This is a genomic window from Streptomyces sp. NPDC057280, assembly GCF_042668605.1.
Taxonomy (GTDB): domain Bacteria; phylum Actinomycetota; class Actinomycetes; order Streptomycetales; family Streptomycetaceae; genus Streptomyces.
Map to the genome: position 1 here is coordinate 349,125 of NZ_JBHUYR010000007.1, position 24,144 is coordinate 373,268.

General features: G+C 71.8%; 22 protein-coding genes and 1 tRNA gene. 8 read left to right on the plus strand and 15 right to left on the minus strand.

Annotation, left to right across the window (positions count from 1 at the left end; all coding sequences use genetic code 11):
* Nucleotides 1-250: 250 nt before the first annotated feature.
* From pheA to ACFUO4_RS33975, 7 genes are all read right to left on the minus strand, one after another.
* Nucleotides 251-1,183 (minus strand): prephenate dehydratase, encoded by a 933-nt coding sequence (gene pheA, locus ACFUO4_RS33945; protein WP_383492001.1) that lies wholly within the window; start codon nucleotides 1,181-1,183, stop codon nucleotides 251-253.
* Nucleotides 1,184-1,514: 331 nt separating this feature from the next.
* The gene (efeB, locus tag ACFUO4_RS33950) at nucleotides 1,515-2,807 is read right to left on the minus strand and encodes an iron uptake transporter deferrochelatase/peroxidase subunit (protein ID WP_383492004.1); all 1,293 of its coding nucleotides are present in this window, start codon (nucleotides 2,805-2,807) and stop codon (nucleotides 1,515-1,517) included.
* Between the two features lie 6 nt (nucleotides 2,808-2,813).
* The gene (locus tag ACFUO4_RS33955) at nucleotides 2,814-4,733 is read right to left on the minus strand and encodes a copper resistance CopC/CopD family protein (protein ID WP_383492007.1); all 1,920 of its coding nucleotides are present in this window, start codon (nucleotides 4,731-4,733) and stop codon (nucleotides 2,814-2,816) included.
* Nucleotides 4,734-4,747: 14 nt separating this feature from the next.
* Nucleotides 4,748-5,200: a copper chaperone PCu(A)C gene (locus ACFUO4_RS33960; RefSeq protein WP_079307449.1), complete on the minus strand. Its 453-nt coding sequence runs from the start codon at nucleotides 5,198-5,200 to the stop codon at nucleotides 4,748-4,750.
* Entirely contained in the window at nucleotides 5,197-5,850 is a 654-nt protein-coding gene (locus tag ACFUO4_RS33965) for an SCO family protein (protein ID WP_079307447.1), read from the minus strand. Before ACFUO4_RS33965 ends, ACFUO4_RS33960 begins: the two co-directional genes overlap by 4 nt.
* Before the next feature lie 92 nt (nucleotides 5,851-5,942).
* Nucleotides 5,943-6,689 (minus strand): YcnI family protein, encoded by a 747-nt coding sequence (locus tag ACFUO4_RS33970; protein ID WP_383492011.1) that lies wholly within the window; start codon nucleotides 6,687-6,689, stop codon nucleotides 5,943-5,945.
* A 147-nt stretch (nucleotides 6,690-6,836) separates the two neighbouring features.
* Nucleotides 6,837-7,649 carry a hypothetical protein gene (locus ACFUO4_RS33975; RefSeq protein ID WP_383492014.1) on the minus strand — a complete coding sequence of 271 codons (813 nt, stop codon included), beginning with the start codon at nucleotides 7,647-7,649 and terminating at the stop codon, nucleotides 6,837-6,839.
* Between the two features lie 231 nt (nucleotides 7,650-7,880).
* On the opposite strand from ACFUO4_RS33975, the gene ACFUO4_RS33980 reads away from it, so the two are divergent.
* The 4 genes from ACFUO4_RS33980 to ACFUO4_RS33995 all read left to right on the plus strand — a co-directional run bounded on the left by ACFUO4_RS33980 (nucleotide 7,881) and on the right by ACFUO4_RS33995 (nucleotide 10,858).
* Entirely contained in the window at nucleotides 7,881-8,330 is a 450-nt protein-coding gene (locus ACFUO4_RS33980) for an ATP-binding protein (protein WP_383492017.1), read from the plus strand.
* Nucleotides 8,331-8,393: 63 nt separating this feature from the next.
* The gene (locus ACFUO4_RS33985) at nucleotides 8,394-8,954 is read left to right on the plus strand and encodes a GNAT family N-acetyltransferase (protein ID WP_383492020.1); all 561 of its coding nucleotides are present in this window, start codon (nucleotides 8,394-8,396) and stop codon (nucleotides 8,952-8,954) included.
* 104 nt (nucleotides 8,955-9,058) lie between these two features.
* Nucleotides 9,059-10,006, plus strand: a complete 948-nt coding sequence (locus ACFUO4_RS33990) for an intradiol ring-cleavage dioxygenase (RefSeq protein ID WP_179143285.1) — start codon at nucleotides 9,059-9,061, stop codon at nucleotides 10,004-10,006.
* Between the two features lie 9 nt (nucleotides 10,007-10,015).
* On the plus strand, nucleotides 10,016-10,858 hold the full coding sequence (locus ACFUO4_RS33995; RefSeq protein WP_383492024.1) for a triphosphoribosyl-dephospho-CoA synthase: 843 nt from the start codon (nucleotides 10,016-10,018) through the stop codon (nucleotides 10,856-10,858).
* Here ACFUO4_RS33995 and ACFUO4_RS34000 read toward each other — a convergent pair.
* The 4 genes from ACFUO4_RS34000 to ACFUO4_RS34015 form a co-directional block, all read right to left on the minus strand.
* Nucleotides 10,830-12,065 (minus strand): MFS transporter, encoded by a 1,236-nt coding sequence (locus ACFUO4_RS34000; protein ID WP_383492027.1) that lies wholly within the window; start codon nucleotides 12,063-12,065, stop codon nucleotides 10,830-10,832. The genes ACFUO4_RS33995 and ACFUO4_RS34000 overlap by 29 nt on opposite strands.
* 55 nt (nucleotides 12,066-12,120) lie before the next feature.
* Nucleotides 12,121-13,488: a PLP-dependent aminotransferase family protein gene (locus ACFUO4_RS34005; RefSeq protein ID WP_383492265.1), complete on the minus strand. Its 1,368-nt coding sequence runs from the start codon at nucleotides 13,486-13,488 to the stop codon at nucleotides 12,121-12,123.
* A 92-nt stretch (nucleotides 13,489-13,580) separates the two neighbouring features.
* A complete protein-coding gene (locus ACFUO4_RS34010) occupies nucleotides 13,581-15,047 on the minus strand; it encodes an aminopeptidase P family protein (RefSeq protein WP_383492030.1) in 1,467 nt (488 codons plus the stop codon).
* Nucleotides 15,048-15,151: 104 nt separating this feature from the next.
* On the minus strand, nucleotides 15,152-16,663 hold the full coding sequence (locus ACFUO4_RS34015; RefSeq protein ID WP_383492033.1) for a PP2C family protein-serine/threonine phosphatase: 1,512 nt from the start codon (nucleotides 16,661-16,663) through the stop codon (nucleotides 15,152-15,154).
* 493 nt (nucleotides 16,664-17,156) lie between these two features.
* Here ACFUO4_RS34015 and ACFUO4_RS34020 point away from each other — a divergent pair, with 493 nt between their 5' ends.
* Nucleotides 17,157-17,822 (plus strand): bifunctional DNA primase/polymerase, encoded by a 666-nt coding sequence (locus ACFUO4_RS34020; protein ID WP_079309099.1) that lies wholly within the window; start codon nucleotides 17,157-17,159, stop codon nucleotides 17,820-17,822.
* 57 nt (nucleotides 17,823-17,879) lie between these two features.
* Entirely contained in the window at nucleotides 17,880-18,413 is a 534-nt protein-coding gene (locus ACFUO4_RS34025) for a hypothetical protein (protein ID WP_383492036.1), read from the plus strand.
* Nucleotides 18,414-18,667: 254 nt separating this feature from the next.
* Here the strand turns inward: ACFUO4_RS34025 and ACFUO4_RS34030 are convergent, their stop codons facing one another.
* The 3 genes from ACFUO4_RS34030 to ACFUO4_RS34040 form a co-directional block, all read right to left on the minus strand.
* Nucleotides 18,668-19,633, minus strand: coding sequence for a DUF5926 family protein (locus ACFUO4_RS34030; RefSeq protein WP_079309098.1), 966 nt, complete (start codon nucleotides 19,631-19,633; stop codon nucleotides 18,668-18,670).
* 138 nt (nucleotides 19,634-19,771) lie between these two features.
* Nucleotides 19,772-20,410, minus strand: coding sequence for an ATP-binding protein (locus tag ACFUO4_RS34035; protein WP_079309097.1), 639 nt, complete (start codon nucleotides 20,408-20,410; stop codon nucleotides 19,772-19,774).
* A gap of 162 nt (nucleotides 20,411-20,572) precedes the next feature.
* On the minus strand, nucleotides 20,573-21,382 hold the full coding sequence (locus ACFUO4_RS34040; protein ID WP_383492040.1) for a glycerophosphodiester phosphodiesterase: 810 nt from the start codon (nucleotides 21,380-21,382) through the stop codon (nucleotides 20,573-20,575).
* Nucleotides 21,383-21,664: 282 nt separating this feature from the next.
* Between ACFUO4_RS34040 and ACFUO4_RS34045 the strand changes: the two genes are divergently transcribed.
* Both ACFUO4_RS34045 and ACFUO4_RS34050 read left to right on the plus strand, forming a co-directional pair.
* Entirely contained in the window at nucleotides 21,665-23,263 is a 1,599-nt protein-coding gene (locus tag ACFUO4_RS34045) for a S1C family serine protease (RefSeq protein ID WP_383492043.1), read from the plus strand.
* Nucleotides 23,264-23,353: 90 nt separating this feature from the next.
* Nucleotides 23,354-23,438, plus strand: a tRNA-Ser gene (locus ACFUO4_RS34050).
* A gap of 50 nt (nucleotides 23,439-23,488) precedes the next feature.
* Here ACFUO4_RS34050 and ACFUO4_RS34055 read toward each other — a convergent pair.
* On the minus strand, nucleotides 23,489-23,971 hold the full coding sequence (locus ACFUO4_RS34055) for a hypothetical protein (RefSeq protein ID WP_079309094.1): 483 nt from the start codon (nucleotides 23,969-23,971) through the stop codon (nucleotides 23,489-23,491).
* Between the last annotated feature and the right edge of the window lie 173 nt (nucleotides 23,972-24,144).

Genomic DNA, 24,144 nt, shown 5'->3' on the forward strand with positions numbered 1-24,144 from the left:
GTGTAAATGGGTCGCCCCAAAGGATTGATCAAGGGAAACGGGTGGACGAAGAGTGACCTGTGGGGCTGTGGACGAAGTTGGGCACTGTAGGACGATTTGTCGACTAGGTGGCGCTTCCATGTCGACTTGTCCCCAGGTCGAGATGGCGGCCTGTGGATAACTCCTGTGGATAACGAAAATATGCAGGTAGGGATGGACGGAAACGCTCCCCGAACGCACGGGAAACGGTCCGGTAACGCGGCTCGGCGCGCTAGAAGCGTCCGTCCTGGCAGCGCGCCACCCAGTCCGACGCCGCCACGAACTCGTCGTCCGACGTCCCGCGCAGCGGCGGCCGCGCCTCGGCCTCGGTCGCGTCCGCACGCGGGTACGAACCGAGGAACCGCACCTCCAGGCAGATCCGCTTCAGCCCCATCAGGGCCTCGGCGACCCGGCGGTCGGAGATGTGGCCTTCTGCGTCGATGCAGAAGCAGTAGTTGCCGATGCCGGCGCCGGTGGGCCGGGACTGGAGCAGCATCAGGTTGATGCCGCGGGTGGCGAACTCGCCGAGCAGGTCGCGCAGGCCACCGGGGTGGTCGTCGCGCTGCCACAGCACGACGGAGGTCTTGTCGGCTCCGGTCGGTGCGGCGGGCCGGGCGGGGCGGCCGACCAGGACGAACCGGGTCTGCGCGTTCTCCGCGTCGTGGATGCCGGTCTCCAGGGCCTCCAGCCCGTACAGGGCGGCGGCGAACTCTCCGGCGAAGGCGGCGTCGTACTGCCCCTCCTGGACCAGTCGCGCGGCGTCGGCGTTGGAGGCGGCGGACTCCCAGTGGGCGTCCGGGAGGTTCTTCTTCAGCCAGTTGCGGACCTGCGGCTGGGCGGCCGGGTGCGCGGAGACGGTCTTGATCTCCGAGAGTTTCGTACCAGGCCGGACCAGCAGCGCGAAGGTGATCGACAGCAGCACCTCGCGGTAGATCATCAGCGGCGCGCCCGCGACCAGCTCGTCGAGGGTGGTGGTGATGCCGCCCTCGACGGAGTTCTCGATCGGCACGAACGCGGCCTCGGCCTCGCCGCCGCGCACCGCGTCCAGGGCGGACTGCACGGACACGTACGGGATCAGCTCCCGCGTGGCCGCCTCCGGAAGCGTGCGCAGGGCGGCTTCGGTGAAGGTGCCCTCGGGACCGAGGTACGCATAGCTGGCTGGCATGACCTCACCCTAATGGGCCAAGGGCCTGTCCGGCGGATCATGCCGCAGACGCGGGGTTTGGCACGCCGATCTGCGGCGTTGTCGTCGGTTGCCGACTCCCCCACTCTCGACTTCGCTCGAGCGGGGGGACCCCCATCGCGTCGCCGCCCTCCTCCGCCTTGCAGCTCGACGCACCAAACCCCGCTCACGTGCCCCCGACGAGGTCCCGTCACTTTCCCGCGACCTGATCCGCCGGACAGGCCCTTGCGCAACGCCGGACACTCGTCCCGGGGCAGTCCCACCGCCGAGTGAACCGGCGTGACCGGACGCCGCTGCGACCGCTCGTGCGCGCTCAGCCCTCCAGCAGTCCCTGCCCCACGTACTCCCCTTCCGCCGCCCCGCCCGGCACCGCGAACAGCCCGCTGGACTCGTGGCGGATGTACCGCGACAGCGCGTCCCCGCGGTCGAGCTTGCGCTGGACGGGGACGAAGCCGCGCAGCGGGTCGGCCTGCCAGCAGACGAAGAGGAGGCCCGCGTCCGGGACGCCGTCCGTGTCGATGCCGTCGTGGAAGGACCAGGGGCGGCGGAGCATCGCCGCGCCTCCGTTCTGGTCGGGCCGGGTGATGCGGGCGTGGGCGTTGAGGGGGACCACCAGATCACCCTTGGCGTCGGTCTTCTCCAGGTCCATCGGGGTCGTCTCGGACCCCCCGGTGAGCGGCGCCCCGTCCGCCTTGCGGCGCCCGATGACCTGCTCCTGCGCGTTGACCGTGAGCTGCTCCCAGTCGTCGAGGAGCATGCGGATGCGGCGTACGACGGCGTAGGAGCCGTTCGCCATCCACGCGGGGTCTCCGGAGGAGGGGACGAAGATCCGCCGGTCGAAGTCGGATTCCGTCGGCTTCGGATTGCGGGTGCCGTCGATCTGGCCCATCAGGTTGCGGGCGGTCATGGGGCGGGCGGTGGCGCCCGGCGAGCGGTTGAAGCCGTTCATCTGCCAGCGGACCTTCGCCGCGCCGCTCGCGTCCTTCTGGATCGCGCGCAGGGCGTGGAAGGCGACCAGGGCGTCGTCGGCGCCGATCTGCACCCACAGGTCGCCGTTGCTGCGTGCCTTGTCGAGCCGGTCGGAGGAGAAGGCGGGCAGGGGATCGAGGGCGATGGGCCGCTGCTTCTCCAGGCCGGTCCGGGCGAAGAAGCTGTGTCCGAAGCCGAAGGTGATCGTCAGCGAGGACGGGCCGGCGTCGCGGGCGACGTCCGTGTCGTCGCTCGCCATGGCCTCGCCCGCCATCAGCCGTCGTGCGGTCTGCGACCAGCGGCGCAGCAGCGCGGCCGCGCCCTTGCGGCCCGCGCCCGCAGCCAAGTCGAAGGCGATGAGGTGGCCGCGGGCCTGGAGGCCCTGGAGGATGCCGGGCTGATGTTTCCCGTGAAACATCACCTCCTCGGCGCCGAGCGAGGTCAGCGGGGTGGCCTCGGCGGGCCGGGCGGCGTATCCCACGGCTCCGCCGGCCGCGCCGAGCACGAGCCCGGTGGCACCGGCGGTGCCGAGCAGTCGGCGCCGCGAAAGGCCCTCCTTGGGGAGGGCAGTTTCGGAAACGCCGTCATTAACTGCCTTCTCGGGCGTCCGCGTCTGCGGAAGGGACTGGTCAGCCACGGTGGTTCAGCCGATCTGCGCGTTCTTGGAGACGGTGGTCTGGTCGATGTCGGAGGTCCGCACGGTGACGGCGATCTTCCAGTCGCCCGCCATGGGGAGCTGCACACCGGCGGCGGACCAGTGGCCGGTGGTGATGCGGTCGGGGGTGACGGGCAGTGGCCCGATGCTCTTGGCCTCCAGGGTGAAGGACACCTTCACCTCGGGGACGTCGAAGGCCCGGCCGTTGGGCCGTTCCACGTAGACGTGCATCTCGTTGGCGCCCACGCGCGCGGGGTTGAGGTCGACCCGGACGACGCCCTTGCCGTCCTCGCCGCCGGTGTCGAAGGGCATGTCCAGGGTGACCGCGGCGGACGAGTCGGCGGAGGAGGACGAGGAAGAGGAGGAGGCGGACGAGGACGTGGCCGCCTTGGCCTCTTGTTCGGTGCGTCCGGGCTCGGTCTGGGTGAGCACGGTGGTGACGGCGAGCAGGACCACGGCGACGCCCGCCTCGGCGAGCACGGAGCGGCGCAGCCCGAACCGGTCGGGGTCGGCGTCCCGCTGCCGCTTGCGCCGGGCGGCGTCGACGGCGGCCCGCTGCCGGGCGAGCTGGGCGGCGCGTACGGAGTCGGCACCGGCCGCCTTGGCGCCGACGTGCTCCTTCTCCCGTACGGCGGTGTCTTCCGTGTCGTCGGCCTCTTCGGCGTCCGTGGTCACCAGCGCCCCGGCCTCGCCCAGTCGTGCCGTCCACCGTCGCGAGATCCACGCGATGCCGACGAGCAGTGCCACGAGTCCGATCTTGACGAGCAGCAGCTGGCCGTATCTGGTCTCGGTGAAGGCGGACCAGGAGCCGAGCTGTCGCCAGGACTGGTAGATGCCAGTCGTGACGAGGGTGAGGACGCTGCTGAAGGCGAGGGTGGAGAAGCGGCTCACGGCGGAGCGCTCGATGAGGGTGTCTGCGCGGTAGAGGGCCACGAGGAGGGTGCACAGGCCGCCCAGCCAGGCCGCGACGGCCAGCAGGTGGATCACGTCGACGGGCATCGCGATGCCCGTCTGGAGGCCGGTGGAGGCGTGCTCGGCCATGGCCCAGCTCGCGGCGAGCCCGGCGGCGACGACGGTGCCGCCGATGGCGAGCCCGAAGGTCAGGTCGCGCTTGTCCTCGTCCTCGCGTTTGTCGTACGCCCCGAAGAGCACGGCGATGAACAGCGCGGCCGCGGCGAGCAGCAGCAGCCGGGAGACGAGCGCGGCGCCGGTCTTGGTCTGCAGCACCTGGCCGAGCAGGCTCAGGTCGAAGACGTCGCCGACGGACCCGGTGCTGGTGTAGGAGCCGCGCAGGAGCAGCAGCAGGAGCGTGGCCGCGGTGAGCGCGAGCCATCCGGAGACGACGGTGCGCTGGACCGCCCGTACTCCGGAGCCGCGCTGCCAGCAGGCGAGGACGAAGGCGGCGCCGCCGATCATGACGGCGAAGCCGGCGTAGGAGACGTAGCGGCCGAAGCCGTAGAGCCAGCCGACGACTCCGCCGCCGACGGTCTGGTCGGCGACCGAGACGCTGGTCTGCGAGGGGGCGCCGATGGAGAAGGTGTAGGCCCCGGCGACGGGGTGGCTGTCCTCGGAGACGACCTGGTAGGTGACGGTGTACGTGCCGTCGGGCAGGCCGCCGTGCAGCTGGACGGCGTAGGTGGTGCCGCTGATGTTGGACGCCTTGCCCTGGTCGACGCGCTTGCCCTTGGGGTCGAGGACCCGCAGGGAGCCGTCGGACATCGCGACCTTCTCGGAGAAGGTGAGCGAGATCTGGTCCGGGGCCTTGTCGACCACCGTCCCCTGCTGGGGGTCGCTGCCGGTCAGCGCGGCGTGCGCGGAGGCCGGCCCGGCACCGGCGAGGAGCAGTCCGGTGGCCGCGAGGAGCAGCAGCACCAGGACCCTTACGCGGGGGGCGATGGTCTGCGTCAAGGTGGGTCCCTCCCTCAGTGACCGGTCTTGGGGGTGTACGTCGCGGACTTCACCGGCATCTCGACGGTGACCGGGTCGGAGTCGGCGAAGTGCAGTTCGACGGAGACGGTCTGGCCCTGCTTCGGCTGGTGCTTCAGCTTCTCGAACATGAGATGGGTGCCGCCGCTTTTGAACACGAGTTGACCGTGTGCGGGGACGTCGAGGCGCTTCGTCTCCTGCATGGCGGCGTCGACGGTCTCGTGCATGGTGACCTCGCCGAGGTCGCTGGTCACGGAGGTCAGCTCGTCCTTCGTGCCGCCCTTGTTGGTGACGGTCAGGAAGCCGGCGGCCATCGAGTCGGAGACCGGCTGCGGCATGTAGGCGCCGGAGACGGACAGGTCGGCCGCGTCGTCGTCGGAGGAGCCGCAGCCCGCGAGCAGCAGGGTCCCGGTCAGGGTGGCGCCGAGGAGGGCGGCGGTGCGCCTCACGGGGTCTCTCCCTTGACGAGCTTGGGGAGGTCCTTGATGTAGTCGTCGACGGTGGCTTCCTCGGTGTAGAGGACGTATCCGCCGTCGGTCTTCGGGGAGAAGGCGACGACCTGGGTGCCGTGCGTCGAGACGATCTTGCCGTTCTTGTCCTTGTGCGGTGCCTCGATGGTGATGCCGAGGGTGCGGGCGCCGGCCTGGATGGTGGCGAAGTCGCCGGTGAGGCCGACGACCTGGGGGTCGATGCCCTTGAGCCACTTGCCGAGTGCCTTGGGGGTGTCCCGGTCGGGGTCGGTGGTGACGAAGACGACCCGCAGTTCGTCCTGCTGGGCCTTGGGCAGCTTGCTCTTGGCCACGGCGATGTTGCTCATGGTCGTCGGGCAGACGTCGGGGCAGTTGGTGTAGCCGAAGTAGATCAGCGTCGGCCGGCCCTCGGTCTGCTCGCGCAGGTCGTACTTCTTGCCGTTGGTGTCCGTGAGGACGAGGTCCGGCTTTTCGAACGGCTTGTCGAGGACGATGGCGGCCTTGGTGTTGGCGGAGTCCTCGGAGACCACGGAGACGGGCGAACCGGTGTCGTCACCGCTGCCGCAGGCGGTCAGGGTCAGGGAGGCGGCGGCGAGCAGGGCGGCCGCGGCGAACGTCTTCTTGCGCATAGAGAAATGTCCCAGATGTGATGGCTCCGGCGTGCACCGGGGGCGGTACGGGCGGCCGTACCGCCCCCGGTGCAGCGCGCGGACGGTCGGACTCAGGCGTCGGCGCCCGTGCGCCGGCGCCCGGCGAGCACGCCGTAGGCGACGCCCAGGGCGCCGACGACGATGCCGACGACACCGAGCACCCGGGCGGTGGTGTCACTGCTGTCGGCGGGGGCGGCGGTCTCGGCGGCGGTGTTCTCGGCCGCCTTGGAGTCGTCGGAGGCCTTCTCGGCGTCCGCCGAGCCGTGCGAGTGGCCGTCCTCGGTGGCCTCGGACAGCGTCAGCACGGGCGCCGGGTTCTCCGGCTCCTCCTGGCCGTCCTGCTGGACCTCGATCCAGCGGACGACCTCTTTGTTGGAGTACGTCTGGATCGCCTTGAAGGTCAGTTCGTCCGCGTCCTCGGGGAGGGCGCCCACGGAGACCGGGAACTTCTGGAAGAAGCCGGGCTCGATGCCCTTGCCGGTGGCGGTCCAGGTGATCTTGGAGACGGCCTGGTCGATCTTCTCGCCGTGCATCTCGATGGGCTTGTCGAGCGTGGCCTTGGTGACCTTGACGTCCCAGCCGTCGATCGGCTCCGGCATCGCGGAGGCGAGCGGGTGGTCGGTCGGGAAGGTGACCTCCAGCTTGGTGGTCGAGGCCTTGTCGCGCTCGTTCGGCACCTTGAAGTCGACGACCGCGTAGCCGCCCTTCGCCGCGGTGCCCTCGGGCTGCACGCTGACGTGCGCGAACGCGGGGGAGGACAGGACGACGACGGCCGAGGCGGTGAGGGCGCCGACGGCGGCGATACGAGAGGTCTTCATGAAAAGGGGCACTCCACTTCGAGAGGTGATTCCGGTGATGAAGAGGGGTACGCGCGCGTGGAGGTGCCGACGGGTGTCGGACCCGGGCACGCGTGCGTGGGCCGCACGACGGCGGCCTCCCCTTCCCGGGAAGTGGCGCGCGTCGTGTCAGGCGGCGAGGACGAGAACCTCGGCGGCCGGCGGGCCGCGCCTGATCACCGTGTGCTGGAGTGCGGTGGTACGGGGTTCCGCCGGCGCGAGCAGCGCGGTGCGCGGCAGCGCCGGGCCGGTCAGGGGTGCGCCGGGGAGCCCGGCACGCAGGGCGCGGACCAGGGCGAGCGCCCCGCGCAGGGACCGTACGAGCGCCCCCTCGGCGACGCCGTGCGCCGACAGTTCGGCCAGCCGCAGCAGGGCCAGGTCGCCGTGGCGCAGCAGCCAGCCGGCGGCCAGGGCCGCGAGGACGTGACCGAGCAGCATCGGCAGGGAGGGCAGCAGCGAGACGGAGGAACCGCCGGACATGGAGTCCGCGGACATGTCCATGGACGCGTGCATGTGCGGGCCCGGGTAGAGGCGGGCCTCGGTGAGGAGGCGGGCCGCCTGGGCCGGGCTGATCGCCGCCGCGGTGGTCCCGCAGACCAGGCGCGCGGCCTGCTCCACGAGTGAGGCGTCGGACATGGAGGCCATCGACGGCTTGGCCGCGACGGTGTGCTGCCCCAGTCCGAACAGCGTGTGCAGCACGACCTGTCCGGCCGTGAGCAGCGCCGCGATGCTCGGCAGCGACCGCACCCGCCCGGCGAGCGGCGCGGCCACCACGGCCGCCCCGAGGAATCCCGCGCCGAGGGTCCACAGCGGAACCGTGGCGCAGGAGGCGAGCGCGTGCCCGCCCGCGGCCAGCACGACGCAGACCGCGGCGAACACCGCGGCCCGCAGGACCCGGAGGCCGGTTCCGGTGCGCGCCGTGCGTGGGTGGGGGGCAGTCATGGCGGGCTCATCATCGCACTGGCCTTACGGCCGCCATACGGCAGGTCCACAAGATGACGTACGGGTCGTACGACCGGAAGGTCACCTTCTGCTGCGAACGGCCCCACATACCCCATCCGACGCCCCCTACGCATCCCCCATATGGGCGGCGTCACGTCGACAGTGTGCTTACACACGGGCACGGGCGGCAATACGTAACGGTATGTCGAGCCGCGGCCGGGAGGCTGGAGCATGAGCATCTGGTGGTCACTCCATCTGCGGCGCGAGGCTGCGAGCGTTCCGCTCGCCCGGCGCCTGCTGCTCGGCACCATGGAGACCGCGGGCGTCGACCCCGACGTCTGCTACGACCTCTCCGTCGCCCTCAGCGAGGCCTGCGCCAACGCCGTCGAGCACGGCGGGGACACCGGGCAGGGCGGCACCTCGGAGGCGTACCGCGTCACCGCGTACCTGGACGGCGAGAAGTGCCGGATCGAGGTCGCCGACTCCGGACCCGGGTTCGTCCGCTCCGCACCGGCCGTCCGCCGCGCGCCCAGCGAGGCGGAGCACGGCCGCGGCCTGTGTCTGATCCAGGAACTCGCCGACCACGTCCACATCGGCAACACGCCGGGCCGGGGCGGTGCGGTGGTCAGCTTCGACAAGATCCTCAAGTGGAAGAAGGACGCTCCGCTCATGGCGGTCTAGGCTCTCCAGCGCTCTGCGCACAACCCAACTGCCGTTGTCAGTGGCCGCGGTTAGGGTCGCGGCATGGAGATCGAGTCCGAAGAGCTGCCCGGTGGTGTGGTCCTGCGTCCCGCCGCGCCCGGTGACGCAGAGGCGCTGTGCGCCGCCTACGTCGCCAACCGCAAGCATCTCGAGCCGTGGGAGCCGCGCCGCCCCGAGGACTTCTTCACGGTCGCTGGCCAGCGGATACGTCTGGACGAGCGGCTCCGGCAGTTCGCGGAGGGCCGGCTCGTGCCGTGGCACCTGGAGGCCGAGGGGCGGATCGTGGGCGCGATCACCCTGACCGGCATCATCCTGGGGCCGTTCCGCAGCGCCTACCTCGGCTACTGGATCGCCGCCGACCAGCAGGGCCGGGGCCTGGCGACGGCCGCCGTGGAGCGGGTGAGCCGGGCCGCGCGGGAGACGGTCGGACTGCACCGCATCGAGGCCACCACGGTCGTGGACAACGCCGGTTCGCAACGCGTGCTGGAGAAGAGCGGCTTCGATCCGATCGGCCTGGCGCCGCGCTATCTGCACATCGACGGCGAGTGGCGGGACCACCGGATGTTCCAGAAGATCCTGCACGACGACGACCCGCAGCTGTGACGAAAGCCCCCTGAAGAGACGGGATTTCAGCTTTCTCGGCATTCACAGGCGGCTCTCAGCCTCCTCCGATTCCCCTGACGGACAGCGTCCCTAACTTCCCGATCATGACGGGAAACCACAGGGACAAGACGATCACCCGGCGCCGCGCCCTCGCCGTGACCGGCGGCACGGTCGCCGCGGGCGGCCTCGCCGTCGCCGGCTACCAGTCGGCCTTCGCCGACACCGGCACCACCGCCGAGACCACCGCCACGGCTTCCACCACCAGCTCCGAGAGCGCGTGCATGACGCTCATGACGAGCGTCACCGAAGGCCCGTACTACCTGGACGGCGCCCTGGTCAGGAAGGACATCACCGAGGGCAAGAGCGGCGTCCCGCTCACCCTGCGCCTGACGGTCGTCGACGCCACCGACGGCTGCACCCCGGTCCCCGGCGCGGCCGTGGAGATCTGGCACTGCGACGCCTGGGGCTACTACTCCGGCTACACCACCGCCAACCCCGGCGGTTCGGCCCCCGCCGAGAGCGAGGACGGCTCCACCGCCAACGACGCCACCTACCTGCGCGGTTACCAGATCGCCAACGCCAACGGGGTCGTCAAGTTCGAGACGATCTTCCCGGGTTGGTACACCCCGCGCACCTGCCACATCCACGTCAAGGTCCACACCGGCGGCGAGAAGGAGGACGGCACCTACGAGGGCGGCAAGGTCAACTACACCGGCCAGTTCTTCTTCGACGACGACATCGCCCAGGAGATCTTCACCCTGGAGCCCTACTCCCGGCACTCCGGCAGCTACACCACCCTGGACAACGACATGGTGTACGACGGCGGCGGCGCCTCCAGCGGCCTGCTCACCCTCAAGGCGGTCAAGAAGGCCGACCCGTCCAAGGGCTACAAGGGCTTCCTCACCCTCGGCATCGACCCCGACGCCGAGAACACCGGCGCGGGCAGCGGCGGCGGTGACGGCGGTACGCCCCCGAGCGGCGGGCCGACCGGCGAGCCGCCGTCCGACGCTCCGTCCGAAAGCGCCACTGCCACCGCCTCGGCGTCCTCGTAAGGTACGGCCATGAGCAGCCGCGAGGACGAAGCGCTGGCGCAGGCCGCCGTGACCGCGCTGACCGGGCAACTGGCCCTGGCCCCCAAGCCGGGACTGCCCGACCCGCGCGACCTGGACGCCCGCGCCACGCGCGTGGACCACAGCGCCCTGCGCTGGTCGGCGAAGGCGCTCGTGCCCGGCCTCGCGGCCATGGCCGCCGCCGCCCGCCGCACCGGCGAGCCGACTCCCGGGCTCCGTACGGAACTCGGCGCGATCGGCCGCTGCACCGAGCACTCGGTGGGCCTCGCGGGCGGCGGCCACCGGGGTGCCCTGTGGGCGCTGGGCCTGCTGGTGGCCGCGGCCGCCCTGAACCCGGGGACCACGGGCTGGGAGGTCGCCGCGACCGCCAAACGGATCGCCCGGCACCCCGACAAGCGGGCCCCGCGGCGGCCGTCGCGCGGCTCGTCGGTGTCGGCGAAGTACGGGGCCGCCGGGGCGCGCGGTGAGGCGCGGGCCGGATTCCCGCACGTACGGCGGGCGTTGGACGCGATCGCCGCCGCCCGCAAGGCCGGCGCCACGGAGGCGCAGGCCCGGCTGGACGCCCTGCTCACCGTGATGTCCACCCTCCAGGACACCGAACTCCTCTACACCGCGGGCCCGCTGGGCCTGCGCCACGTCCAGGCGGGCGCCCGCGAGGTCCTGGAAGCGGGCGGCACGTCCACGACGGCGGGCGCCACGGCCCTCGCCGCCTTCGACGAGGACCTGCGCACACGCGCGTGGAGCCCCCGCGGCAGCGCGGGGCTGCTGGCGGGGGCACTGTTCCTGGACTCGCTGCCGACCGTGGTCAGTTCGCGAGCACCGGCTGTGGCCTGACCTCCGGCCGGGCGACGGTGCCCCGGCGGCGCGCCACCGGCCCCATGGCGTACGACGCCACGAGCGTCGCCCCTCCCAGCAGCAGCCAGCCCGCCGTACCCCACCCGAGCAGCAGCGTGGTCAGCACGAGCGGCCCCAGTGTCCGCGCCACCGTCACCCCGGTGCCGAAGAAGCCCTGGTACTCGCCGACCCGGTCGGCCGGCGCCAGGTCGAAGGAGAGCTGCCAGGACCCTGCCGACTGCCCCATCTCCGCGACGACCTGGAGCACCGCCCCGACGACCAGCGCCCCGGCGGCCCACCACGCCGACCCGCCCGCCGAGAGCGCGAACACCGCGCACGCCGCCAGCATCACCCACCCCGACCGCCGCACCGCGCGCGTGGCCGACGCGAGCCCCGTGACCCCGCGTGCCATCCGCACCTGGAACAGCATCACGGCCCCGGTGTTGAGCACGAACAGCGCGGAGACCAGCCACGCCGGTGCGTCGGTCCGCTCGGCGATCCACAGCGGCAGCGCGAGGCTGAGCAGCGGCATCCGCAGTAGCAGAACGGTGTTGAGGAGCGTGACGGCGACATAGCGCCGGTCGCGCAGGACAGGGAGGCCGCCGGGCCGTTTCCGCTCGGCGGCGACGGGCGCCACCGCAGGCAGCCGCAGCAGCACCCCCGCACACACCGCGAAGCTCACCACGTCCAGCGCGAACACCCCGAGATACGCCCCCCGTGTCCCCGCCTGCAGCGCCAACCCGCCCAGCCCGGCCCCCACCGCCAGACCGGCGTTGAAAGCTGACTGCAGATGCGCCAGCAGCCCGGTCCGCTCCCCGGCGGGCACCAGCCCCGCCAGCAGCGTCTGCCGGGCCGCCGCCAGCCCCGACTGCGCGGCGGCGTAGACGCACGCGGCCATGACGAACGGCACGAACCCGCGCACGAACAGGAACGCCGCGATCGCGAGCCCCGCCACCACCGCCAGCAGCGCCGCCGTCCCGCGCGCCCCGCGCCGGTCCGCGAGCCGCCCCAGCGGCACGCCCGCCACCGCCCCGAGGGCCCACGCGAGGGTCAGCCCGAGCCCCACGCGCGCGGGGGCGAGTCCGACGACGTACGTGAAGTAGAGCGCCGAGGTCACGAGGAAGGCGCCGTCACCGACGGCGTTGGTCAACTGGGCGACGGCGAGGACGCGTTGCGGCCCCCTGGGCGGGACGAGTGAGTTCGTCATGTGACCGACGATAGAAGCCGACTGGACCGACAGACAGACCCAATTGCCGCCCTTCTCAGTGGCCCAATCCGTCGAGGGCCCTCCCCAACGCCTCCAGGGCCTCCGGGTAGACCCGCTCCCGAGGCGTTCCGTACCCGACGACCAGACCCTGCGTCCGCCCTTCCCCGGCGTCCGGCGTGTGCCAGTGATCGCCCAGCCGCCCCACCGCGACCCCCGCCGCCTCCGCCCGCGCCAGGGCCTCCTTCTCGTCGGCGACCTCCACCAGCGCGTGCAGCCCGGCCGCGATCCCGCGCACCGCCCGCCGTGCCCCGAGCCGGTGCAGCAGCTGGTCCCGGCGCCGCCGGTACCGCAGCCGGCAGGCACGCACGTGACGGTCGTAGGCATGACTGTCGATGAGCTCGGCGAGCGCCAACTGGCCGATGGTCTCGGTGTGGTGATCGCTGTGCAGCTTGGCGTCGGCGACCGCGTCGACCAGGTGCGGCGGCAGCACCATCCAGCCGAGCCGCAGGGCGGGCCCCAGGGTCTTCGACGCGGTGCCCAGATACACCACCTGCCCCGGAGCCATCCCCTGGAGCGCCCCGACGGGCTGCCGGTCGTACCGGAACTCCCCGTCGTAGTCGTCCTCCACGATCAGCCCGCCACGCGCGCGTGCCCAGTCGGTGACCGCCCGCCGCCGTGCGGGATGGAGCGTCACGCCGGTCGGATACTGATGCGCGGGCGTCAGCACGACCGCCCGGGCATCTCCCAGCTCCCCCGCACAGGCACCCTGCTCGTCCACCCGCACCGGCACGACCCGTCCACCGCCCCGGCGCACCACCTCCCGGTGGAAGGCCAGCCCAGGGTCCTCCATGGCGATCTTGCCCCCGTCGAGCACGCGCGTGAGCAGCGCGAGGCCCTGGACGTACCCCGAGGTGATGACGATCCGCTCGGGCGGCGCGACGACCCCGCGCGCCCGGCCCAGATACCCCGACAACGCGGTCCGCAGCTCGATCCGCCCGCGTGGGTCGCCGTAGTCGTACGCCAGTGAGGGCGCGGTGGCGATGGCCCGCCGCAACGCCCGCAACCAGGCGGCCGCGGGAAACGCCCCGACGTCCGGGCTCCCGGGCCGCAGATCGAAACGGGGAGCACGCGCGCGTGAGGGGACGGGAGCAGCCTCGGCATCGCTGACGGGAAGAGACGCCACCTGAGTCCCAGCCCCCTGCCGAGCGGTCAGATACCCCTCGGCGACAAGCTGGTCGTAGGCCGCTTTGACGGTCCCCCGGGAGACCCCGAGCTCCTCGGCGAGCCGCCGAGTGGCAGGCAACCGGGCCCCAGGCGCCAGCCTCCCGTCCCGCACGGCATCACGAAGGGCCCGCTCCAGCCCAGAGCGCCGCCCTTCAGCAGCGATCAACTCAATATGCAGGTCCACTGAAACCCCCTCCAGGGGCGCGGGGAACTGCGCGACAAGCCCCCACACACCCGCAGACCACAACGAAAGGCCGGGCACCCCACAGGTACCCGGCCTTCGGAACAACCTCAGCCCTTCAGCGAAGCCATCCAGCTCTCGACCTCGTCCGACCGCCGGGGCAGGCCGTCCGACATGTTCCGGTTGCCGTCAGCGGTCACCAGAATGTCGTCCTCGATCCGCACACCGATGCCCCGGTACTCCTCGGGCACGGTCAGATCGTCGGCCTGGAAGTACAGCCCGGGCTCGACGGTCAGCACCATTCCGGGCTCAAGGACACCATCGACATACGTCTCCACCCGCGCGGCAGCGCAGTCGTGGACGTCCATGCCGAGCATGTGCCCGGTCCCGTGCAGCGTCCAGCGCCGCTGGAGCCCGAGCTCCAGCACCCGCTCCACGGGCCCCTCGACAAGCCCCCACTCGACGAGCCGCTCGGTCAGCACCCGCTGCGCGGCGTCGTGGAAGTCCCGGTACTTGGCGCCCGGCTTCACGGCCGCGATACCGGCCTCCTGGGCGTCGTACACGGCGTCGTAGATCTTCTTCTGGATCTCGCTGTAGCGGCCGTTGATCGGCAGCGTGCGCGTGACGTCGGCGGTGTAGTACGTGTGCGTCTCGACGCCCGCGTCCAGCAGCAGCAGGTCACCGGAGCGCACCGGCCCGTCGTTGCGCACCCAGTGCAGCGTGCAGGCGTGCGGACCGGCGGCGCAGATGGAGCCGTAGCCGATGTCGTTGCCCTCGACCCGCGCGCGGAGGAAGAACGTGCCCTCGATGTAGCGCTCGGAGGTGGCCTCGGCCTTGTCGAGGACCTTCACGACGTCCTCGAAGCCGCGGACCGTGGAGTCGACGGCCTTCTGCAGCTCGCCGATCTCGAACTCGTCCTTGACCAGCCGCGCCTCGGAGAGGAAGACCCGCAGCTCCTCGTCGCGCTCGGCGGTGACCTTGTCGGTCAGCGCGGCCTCGATGCCGGCGTCGTAGCCGCGGACGACGCGGACCGGGCCGGTCGCCTCGCGCAGCGCGTCGGCGAGCTCGCGGACGTCGGAGGCGGGGATGCCGTACAGCTTCTCCGCCTCGGTGAGGGAGTGCCGGCGGCCCACCCACAGCTCGCCGTGGCCGGAGAGCCAGAACTCGCCGTTGTCGCGGTCGGAGCGCGGCAGGAGGTAGATCGTCGCCTTGTGGCCGTCGGCGACCGGCTCCAGGACGAGGACGCCGTCCTCGGTCTGGTTGCCGGTGAGGTAGGCGTACTCCACGGAGGCCCGGAAGGCGTACTCGGTGTCGTTGGAGCGGGTCTTCAGGTTGCCCGCGGGGATCACCAGCCGCTCGCCCGGGAAACGGGCGGAGAGCGCCGCACGGCGGGCCGCGGTCTCGGCGGCCTGGGCGATCGGCTCCAGGTCGTGCAGCTCGGTGTCGGCCCAGCCGGACTTCATGTTCTCGGCGAGCTCGTCGGAGACGCCCGGGTACAGGCCGTTCTTCCGCTGCTTGATGGGCTCTTCAGACTCAGCTTCCGGGGTCTCCGGTGTGAGCTCGTCGGCCACGGTCATCCTCCTCGATACGGCACTGGACCCCCTCCATCGTACGGTCGTACGGAAGGGGGCCCAGGGCCGGAAGACCTGTTACACGCCGCTGCCCGGCGTTACACGCGGAGCTACTCGAAACGGGCGGCGAGCAGTACGACGTCCTCGTCGGAGTCCGCCGCGTCCAGCCCGTCGGGCAGCACCGTGCGCAGCACGTGGTCGGCGATCGCGTCCGGATCGTGCCGCAGCGCCTTGGGTACGCCGGCGGCGGCCGCGTGCAGCCGCGCGAAGGCGCGGTCCGTGGCGTCGCCGGTACGGTGCAGCAGCCCGTCGGTGTAGAGCAGAACCGTCTCTCCGGGTTCGGCCGCCAGCTCCACGCTGGGCGCCTCCCAGCAGGCGAGCATGCCGAGCGGCGCCGACACGGACGTCTCCACGAAATCCGTGCGCCGCTCACCGACCAGCAGCGGCGGGCAGTGCCCGGCGCCGGCCAGGGTGATCTTGCGCAGCGCGGGCTCGCAGTAGGCGAACAGGGCGGTGGCCGAGCGGGCGGGCTCGGTCAGGCGCAGCAGCAGCTCCAGGTCGGACAGGACCGCGACCGGGTCCTCGCCCTCCATGACGGCGTACGCCCGCAGGGACGCTCTGAGCCGGCCCATCGCGGCGACCGCGCTGGGGCCCGAGCCGGTCACCGAGCCGACCGCGAGGCCGAGTGCGGCATCCGGCAACGGCAGCGCGTCGTACCAGTCGCCGCCGCCGCGCGGGCCGGTGCGGTGCCGGGCGGCGAGCTGGACGCCGGCGACGCGGGGGAGCCGGGACGGCAGCAGCTCCTCGGCCATCGTCGTCATGCACGCGCGCGTGCGCTCGACCTCGACGACGCGCGCCAGGTGCTCGGTGGCGTAGCGGGCGTACAGGCCGACGAGGTGGCGCTGGCGCTCGCCGGGCTCGGCCGGCTCGTCGTACAGCCACACGGCCGCGCCGAGGCGGCCCGCCGCGTCGGACGACAGGGGCAGCGCGTAGCTCGCGGCGTAGCCGAGGCGGGCGGCCACCTCGCGGTGGCGGGGGTCGAGGCCCTCCCCGGCGAACAGGTCGGGCTCGGCGATCTCGCCGTCGGCGTCGGGGAGTCCGTCGAGGATGCGGCCGTAGGACATGGCGCTGCGCGGCACGGTCTCGATGTGGCCGAGGTCGGCGCGGGCCAGGCCGAGGCCGATGGTGGTGTCGGGACCCAGGCCGTCGCCGGGTTCCAGGACGACGAGACCGCGCCGGGCGCCCACCAGGGCGGCTCCGGCGCGCAGCAGTTCGGTCAGGGCCTCCGCGAGGGAATCCGTGCGGGCCAGCCGCTCGGTGAGCTCGTGGAGGGTCGTGAGGTCGGAGACCCAGCCTGCGAGCCGGTCCTGGAGCAGGGCCCCGGGAGCGCCCGGCGGAGAGGCCGGTGAGGTGTCCGGGGCTACGGGCGCGGGCGCGACAGTGTGTGCGGGCGAGGGAACCGTTGAATCGATTCCAGCCACTTTCGGAGGGTGAGGGGCGTTCATGGCGTCCGGCTTTCCGACCGGTGCGTATTGCTCAAAAGCATCGCAAACCCCCATGTCATTCTGCGCCGCTAGCAGTGTCTCCACATGTACACGCACTCGTGAGGGGATGTCCAGCATTGTCCTGCCGGGATTCCTGGTGTCCGTGGGTCACCGGGGTACCCCTTGCCGAAATGCCAAGTTGGCTTGAAACTGACTCAGGTAACGCCTTATTGCGGTCGACTGGCCTTGCTCCACAGAGCGTCACAGCGGTCGTGATGGGTACGTACTCGGAGAAGGCCAGGGGTGGTTGACAACCACCCGGAACCTGGTGACGGACCCGGGCGTCTTAGCCACCGACGACCGAGCCCCATCCTCCCGTGGCGGAGGCGAAGAGAAATACGCGGGACGGCAAAACGCCAGACTTCGCCACCCCCACGCCACGCCCATGCTTTTGATAGATGCAGTGTGGGCCCGGCTGCCGCGGACGCAGCCGACGTTCGGCCCATAGGGGTTCCCCTTGTCTCGGACAAGGGTGTGATGCGCCAACAGGTACGCACAGTGCAGTGATCGACACATGGTGTGATGTGGCCCACGGTGTTGCCAGCGGTGCAACGGAAAGGAACGAGCGCTCATGCGCGAGATCCTCGGAAAGGCACGCAGGCTCCTGTCCAAGCGGAACGACGGGGGGCCTGAGTTGATCAGCGCGGCCCTGACCTTCGCGACGGAATGGCAGTGGCCCGTACTCCCGGGCGCGGCGCCGGACCCACAGGGCCGGGCCCGCTGCTCCTGTCCCGACCCCGAGTGCACGGTGCCCGGGGCGCACCCCTTCGATCCCGGCCTCCTCGCGGCCACCACCGACGAGCGCATGGTGCGCTGGTGGTGGGCCAACCGCCCCGCCGCGCCGATCGTCCTGGCCACGGGTGGCGCGGCTCCCTGCGCGGTCTCCTTGCCGGCCCTCGCGGCCGCCCGCGCGCTCACCGCCCTGGACCGTCAGGGCATGCGCCTCGGACCGGTGGTCGCCGCGCCCAATCGCTGGGCGATCCTCGTCAAGCCGTACTCCATGGAACAGTTGGGCGAACTGCTGTACGCCAAGGACTTCGTCCCCGGCTCCCTGCGGTTCCACGGCGAGGGCGGCTACCTCGCCCTGCCCCCGTCCGAGACGGGCCACGGCGCCATCCGCTGGGAGCGCGCCCCGCTGCCCGGCTCGGCCTCTCCGTGGGTGCCCGACGTGGAGGCCGTGGTCGACGCGGTCGTCGACGCCCTCACTCGTACGGGTGTGAGCGCGCCCGAGTTGTAAGGGTGTCGGGCGCGCACGGAACCAGCCGTGTGCGCCTGGTCGTTATCGTCCCCTTTCATGAACCTTCGTCTCCTCGCCCTCTCGGGCGTCGTGGCATGCGCGGTCGCGCTGCCGCTGGCCGTGGCGTCCGCGGGGCAGGTGGGGGACGAGGCGGCGCGTGAGCCGGCGCGCACCGCCGCGCGCGACGACGCCAAGATGCCGTCCGCCGCACCCAGTCGCGCCCCCCTCCTCGGCCTCGGTCTGGCCACCGCCGCGCGCTGCGGCCCCGAACTCACCTCCCCCGACGGCATCGAGGCGCAGACCTGCGTCCTGACGCAGGGCGAGGAGACCTGGGCGCGGACCTACTACCGCAATGTCACCGGCGGCGCCCTCGACGCCGTACTGAGCCTCATGGGTCCGGACGATCGGACCGTGCAGATGCGCTGTGCCGTGGGTGCGGGGGACGAACCGGGGACCTGTGAGACGCCCAGGGAGCGCAGCCGGGGCGGTCCGGACGCCTACACCGCGGTCGCGGAGTTCGCGGGCGAGGCCGGGAGTGGGCCGCTGCTGCTGCGAAGCGGAAGCAACTCCACGGCGCCTTCCGGCAGTTGACACGCATCAGCGTCCCCTGAACGGAAGCGGGCGTAGAAAGACCCGGTTGCTGGCGACGGGGGATGCACCAGCAACCGGGCTACTCGAACGGTAACAAGAGATCGGCTGTTCGCAAATTCGATCTCGGAAGTTCGTCGGCTTTCCGGACACCGACTCACTTGCCGCGGACGGCAGTTGTGATCCGATCCGGCCGCACGGCGAGAGCGGATCCGGCTGAACGACCGGTCAGCCGGACCCTGTCTCGGACCTGTGTCTCAGCTGAGGGTCACCTGTCGGTTGGTCAGGCCGCCCCGCGCGCGGCGCTCGTCCGCGGTGAGCGGTGCGTCCGAGGCCAGGGCCGCGGTGAGGCGCTCGGCGAACTCGGCCGCCGGCTTCTCCACGTCCTCCGCCGACACCCCGCTCGGCAGGTCCCAGACCGGCACGGTCAGGCCGTGGGCACGGAAGGAGCCCACCAGCCGGGTGCCTTCGCCGAGGCCGGACTTCCCGGCCGCGTGCAGCCGCGCGAGCGCGTCCAGAAGCTGCTCCTCGCCGTACGGCATGACCCAGCGCAGGTGGTTCTTCTCCGGCGTCTCGCACCAGTAGGCGGCGTCCACCCCCTGGAGCTTCACGGTCGGGATGGCCGCGGCGTTGGCCCGCTCCAGGGAGGCGGTCACCTCCGGGGTGGCGTTCTCCGCGTCCGGGACCCAGAACTCGAAGCCCTCGTGCACGACTGGCTCGAACGTGCCTTCGGGGTCGAGCAGGTCCTGCAGCCGCGGCCCCTCGGCCGGCGCGCGGCGGCCCTGGACCGGGGTGCCCGGCTCGGCGGTGAGCGCGCGCTGCAGGGTGTCGGCCAGGTCGCGGCTGATGTCGCCCGACGCCGTGTCGTTCTGCAGGCCGAGCAGCACCGAGCCGTCGTCACGGCGCAGCGCCGGCCAGGCCATCGGCAGGACCGTGGCCAGCGTGACCGACGGGACGCCTTCGGGGAGGCCGCCCTTCAGGGACAGCTCGACCGTGGCGGCCGGCACCAGCTCGCGCAGCGCCACCCAGTCGCCCTCGCCCGCCAGGCCCTCGAACGGGCGCTGCACCAGCTCGGTCACCGCGTGGGCGGCGGCCCGGCCGTGGCACGCCTTGTAGCGGCGGCCGCTGCCGCAGGGGCAGGGTTCACGGGCACCGACGACCGGGACCTCCCCGTCGGCGATCTGAGGGCGCTGGGCCTTCGTCTGGGGTCGCTTCTTGGCCATCGTGGGGTCTCCCGGTTACGGCTCGTCTCGTACGGGCGGGAGCCTAGTCGTTCAGGCCATGCGTGACGGGAGCCTGTGGACAACGTGCCGGGCGTCCTGTGCGGCGAGGGCCCTCGTCGCAGCGCGGTGCCGCGCGCCTCAGTCCATGTCGGTGAAGGCGTCCGCGAAGTCCAGGCCGCCGATCGACGACACCGACGGCGCCGTGACGCGCGTAGCGAAGTCGTCCCGGCGGTGGCAGGCATCGGGATCATGAACGTCGTCGTGCACGACGACCCACACCGTGACCTCGCCGCGGGCGTCGTCCCGGACGCCCCAGTCGTCGGACAGCGCGGTGATGATGTTCAGCCCCCGGCCGCCGTGCGCGGTGACCGAGGGCGTGGCCGGAGCAGGGCGGGTGGGCCCGCCTCCGTCCGTCACCTCGACCGTGAGTCTGCCGCTCGGCTCCACGCGCCACGCGGCGCGGACGTCGCCGTCCCCGGCCAGGGCGTCGCCCAGAGGCCGGCCGTGCTTGCACGCATTGCTCAAGAGTTCGGAAAGAATCAGTACGGCGTCGTCGATGACCGCTTCCGACACACCGCCCCTGCGCAACTGAGAACGCATCCGGTGTCTTGCTTCCCCCACGCCCGCAGGGCCATGGGGTACGGCCATGCTCGACGACGTGGGCACCTCCTGTGCCACCACCAACGCCACCCCCGAGACCTCCTTTGCCCCACGCCACGGTGTGGATGCCCCATTGGCCTGTACCGGAAACCGGCCAACGCAGGTCCGCTGACGCATTCGTAACGATCGAACACGGACCGAACGCGCCGGAGCACTCCCTGTAATCGTGTGGCCGGATTTCGACGATTTGGCCGTGACCGAAGATGCTTCAGTCGACTCGTGTGGTCAAGGTTTCTTCACAGGTCTTTACCAGTGAGTCACCGTCAGGCGCGGCGAAGGTCATCGGCCCAGCTGGCGCAGGACCGCGCGAGGCCGGTTGGTGATGATGGCGTCGATGCCGAGTTCCACGCAGAGGTCGACGTCCTCGGGCTCGTTCACCGTCCACACGTGCACCTGGTGGCCGGCTCGTTTCAGCCGCTCGATGTAGGCCGGGTGATTGCGCACGATCCGGATCGAGGGCCCCGCGATCCGCACGCCCGCCGGAAGCCGTCCGTCCCTCAGCCGGGGCGAGACGAACTGCATCAGATAGACCGTCGGCAGCATCGGCGAGGCGGCACGCACGCGTGCCAGCGAACGGGCTGAGAAGCTCATGATCCGCACCGGGGAGTCGGCGGCCGAGGCCGGCGCCTCCAGGCCGAACCGCTTCAGCAGCACCAGCAGCCGCTCCTCCACCTGACCCGCCCATCGCGTGGGGTGCTTGGTCTCGATGGCCAGCTCCACCCGCCGCCCCGCGTCCGCGACGAGCTCCAGGAGCCGCTCCAGGGTCAGTACGGAGGTCTCCTCGCGGTCCTCGGGGCGGTGCTCCCAGTCGGGCTCCTCGTCCCGGTTCTTCCAGGAGCCGAAGTCCAGGGCGGCGAGCTCGGCCAGCTCCAGGGCGGAGACGGCTCCCCGCCCGTTGGACGTACGGTTGACGCGTCGGTCGTGGACGCAGACGAGATGGCCGTCGGCCGTCAGACGCACATCGCACTCGAGCGCGTCGGCGCCGTCCTCGATCGCTTTCTTGTACGCGGCCAGGGTGTGCTCGGGGGCCTCTTCGGAGGCTCCGCGGTGGGCGACGACCTGAATGCTGTGCTGCCGTGCGTGGGTCACCGCGTCATGGTGCCACCGCGGCGGGGTACGCGTCGCACGAGGTGGGCCATGACAGGACGAGATACGGGCGTCGAGATGCGGGCGTTCCGTCCAAAAGGTCCCATATAAAGGATGGTCGCAGACCCACAGGCACCGCTTATGGTGCTCTGACGGCCTGTGGGAAAAGCTGACGGCATACAAAAGCACATGCACAGCTGCATCGCGCCGGACCGTCGGCAAGCGTGAACGAGCGTGACCGAGTGCGACCTTAGGAAAAACAGCCGTGGATCGAGGAGACAAGCTGTGAGCACCGAGAACGAGGGCACTGCGGTACCCCCGGCCCCGTCCGCACCTCCCGTGCCGGTGGATTCCCCCGCAGCCTCCCCGGCCTCCCCGCAGGCGAGCGCGCCCGACAGCGGCGCCCCGACGACCCCGCTCCCCACGACGCCTCCGCACGCCCCCGGCGCACCGGAGCAGGAACTGGTGCACGCGGGCCAGGCGCCGGCCTACGCGTCGGCGGGCGCGGGCGGCGCGCAGGGGCCACAGGGCCCGCACGGGCCCCAGGGGTCGCACGGGCCGCAGGCCTCGCAGGGTGAGGGCGCCCCGGGCCAGGCCCCGGCACAAGGCGTGCCCGGTTACGGCACCCCGGCCCAGACCCCCCAGGCCCCGGACGCCTCCTGGCCGCCTCCGCCGCCCGCGACCCCGGCGTACGCCGACAGCGGCTCGGGCGGTGCGGGTGCCGGTGGCTGGGGCGCCTCCTACCAGCAGCCCGCCCCCAAGTCGGGGCGCGGCCGTGGCGGTCTGATGGCGGCGGTCCTGATCGCGGCCCTGGTCGCGGGCGGCCTGGGCGGCGGCCTCGGCTACACCCTGGCCAAGGACAACGACAACGGCTCCTCGACGACCGTCTCCGCCTCGGACAGCGGCGGGGACGTCAAGCGCGACGCGGGCACCGTCGCGGGCGTGGCCGCAGCCGCCCTGCCGAGCACGGTGACCATCGAGGCCGAGTCGAGCAGCGGCGAGGGCGGCACCGGCACCGGGTTCGTCTTCGACCGCGAGGGCCACATCCTCACCAACAACCACGTGGTGGCGGACGCGGTGGACGGCGGCAAGCTGACCGCCACCTTCCCGAACGGCAAGAAGTACGACGCCGAGGTCGTCGGCCACGCGCAGGGCTACGACGTCGCGGTGATCAAGCTCAAGAACGCGCCGGGCGACCTCAAGCCGCTGACGCTCGGCGACTCCGACAAGGTGGCGGTCGGCGACTCGACCATCGCGATCGGCGCCCCCTTCGGCCTGTCCAACACGGTCACCACGGGCATCATCAGCGCCAAGAACCGCCCGGTGGCCTCCAGCGACGGCACGGGCTCGAACGCCTCGTACATGAGCGCCCTCCAGACCGACGCCTCGATCAACCCGGGCAACTCCGGCGGCCCCCTGCTGGACGCCAAGGGCAACGTGATCGGCATCAACTCGGCGATCCAGTCGACGAGCAGCGGCGGCCTCGGCGGCACCAGCCAGTCCGGCTCCATCGGCCTCGGCTTCGCCATCCCGATCAACCAGGCCAAGTACGTCGCCCAGCAGCTCATCAAGACCGGCAAGCCCGTCTACGCCAAGATCGGCGCGTCCGTCTCCCTGGAGGACTCCACGGGCGGTGCGAAGATCACCGAGCAGGGCGCCAGCGGCTCCGACCCGGTTGAGTCCGGCGGCCCGGCCGACAAGGCGGGCCTGAAGCCGGGCGACGTCATCACCAAGCTCGACGACACGGTGATCGACTCCGGCCCGACCCTCATCGGCGAGATCTGGACCCACCAGCCCGGCGACAAGGTCAAGATCACCTACGAGCGGGACGGCAAGACCAACACGGTGGAGCTCACCCTGGGCTCCCGCGAGGGCGACAGCTGACCCACACGCGGGTCCCACCACCGCCCCCACGCGCGCGTGGGCACCGGTTACTCTTGTCCCCGCGCCGCCGGTCGACGAGCGGCGGCGCGGGGTGGGTTGCCCGAGCGGCCTAAGGGAACGGTCTTGAAAACCGTCGTGGCGCGAGTCACCGTGGGTTCAAATCCCACACCCACCGCATGAGTTCGAAGGGGTGCCTCTCTTAGAGAGGCACCCCTTCCTGCATGTTCACCCTGGCGTGAACGGCAGGGCCTGGAGCGCGTAGTCCCGGGCCAGCTCGTCCCAGGCCACGTCGCGCAGAGCGGCCGTGGTGTCGCAGTCCGAGGGCACGTCGGTGGTCGGCTGGAACCAGACGATCGTGAGCCGGGAACGGTACAGGTCCGGGTCGCGGGCCGGGGCGAGGGCCGTGGAATGGAAGGTGCCGACGCAGGCGACGGAGGGGAGCACCTCGACGGGACCGAAGCCGCCGGCGTACTGGTGGGGGTATTCGCGCGGCGGCGGGACGAGGTGGACGGGCGCGGCCGGGAGGTCGCGCTCGGCCGCGTGCACCAGGGCCCTGATCCGCGACTCGTTGAGCGGCTTGCAGGGATAGCCCTCCGGCATGTCGCCGTACGTCGAGGAGAGCCGCAGCTCGGAGAGGACGACGCTGCGGCCCGAGGCGAGGGTGAGGCGTGCCAGGGCCATGGTCGGCACTCTGGGACGGTGGCGCATCGTGCTCCCGGGGGTGGTGCGTGCTGTGGTGCTGCGACATCCGTCCTCGTGGCCGGTGCTTCGTCATGCGTTGGCGTGCGTCCTCGTGGCCGGTGCTTCGTCATGCGTTGGCGTGCGTCCTCGTGGCCGGTAACGCGTCATGCGTTCGCATGCGTCCTCCTGGCCGGTACCTC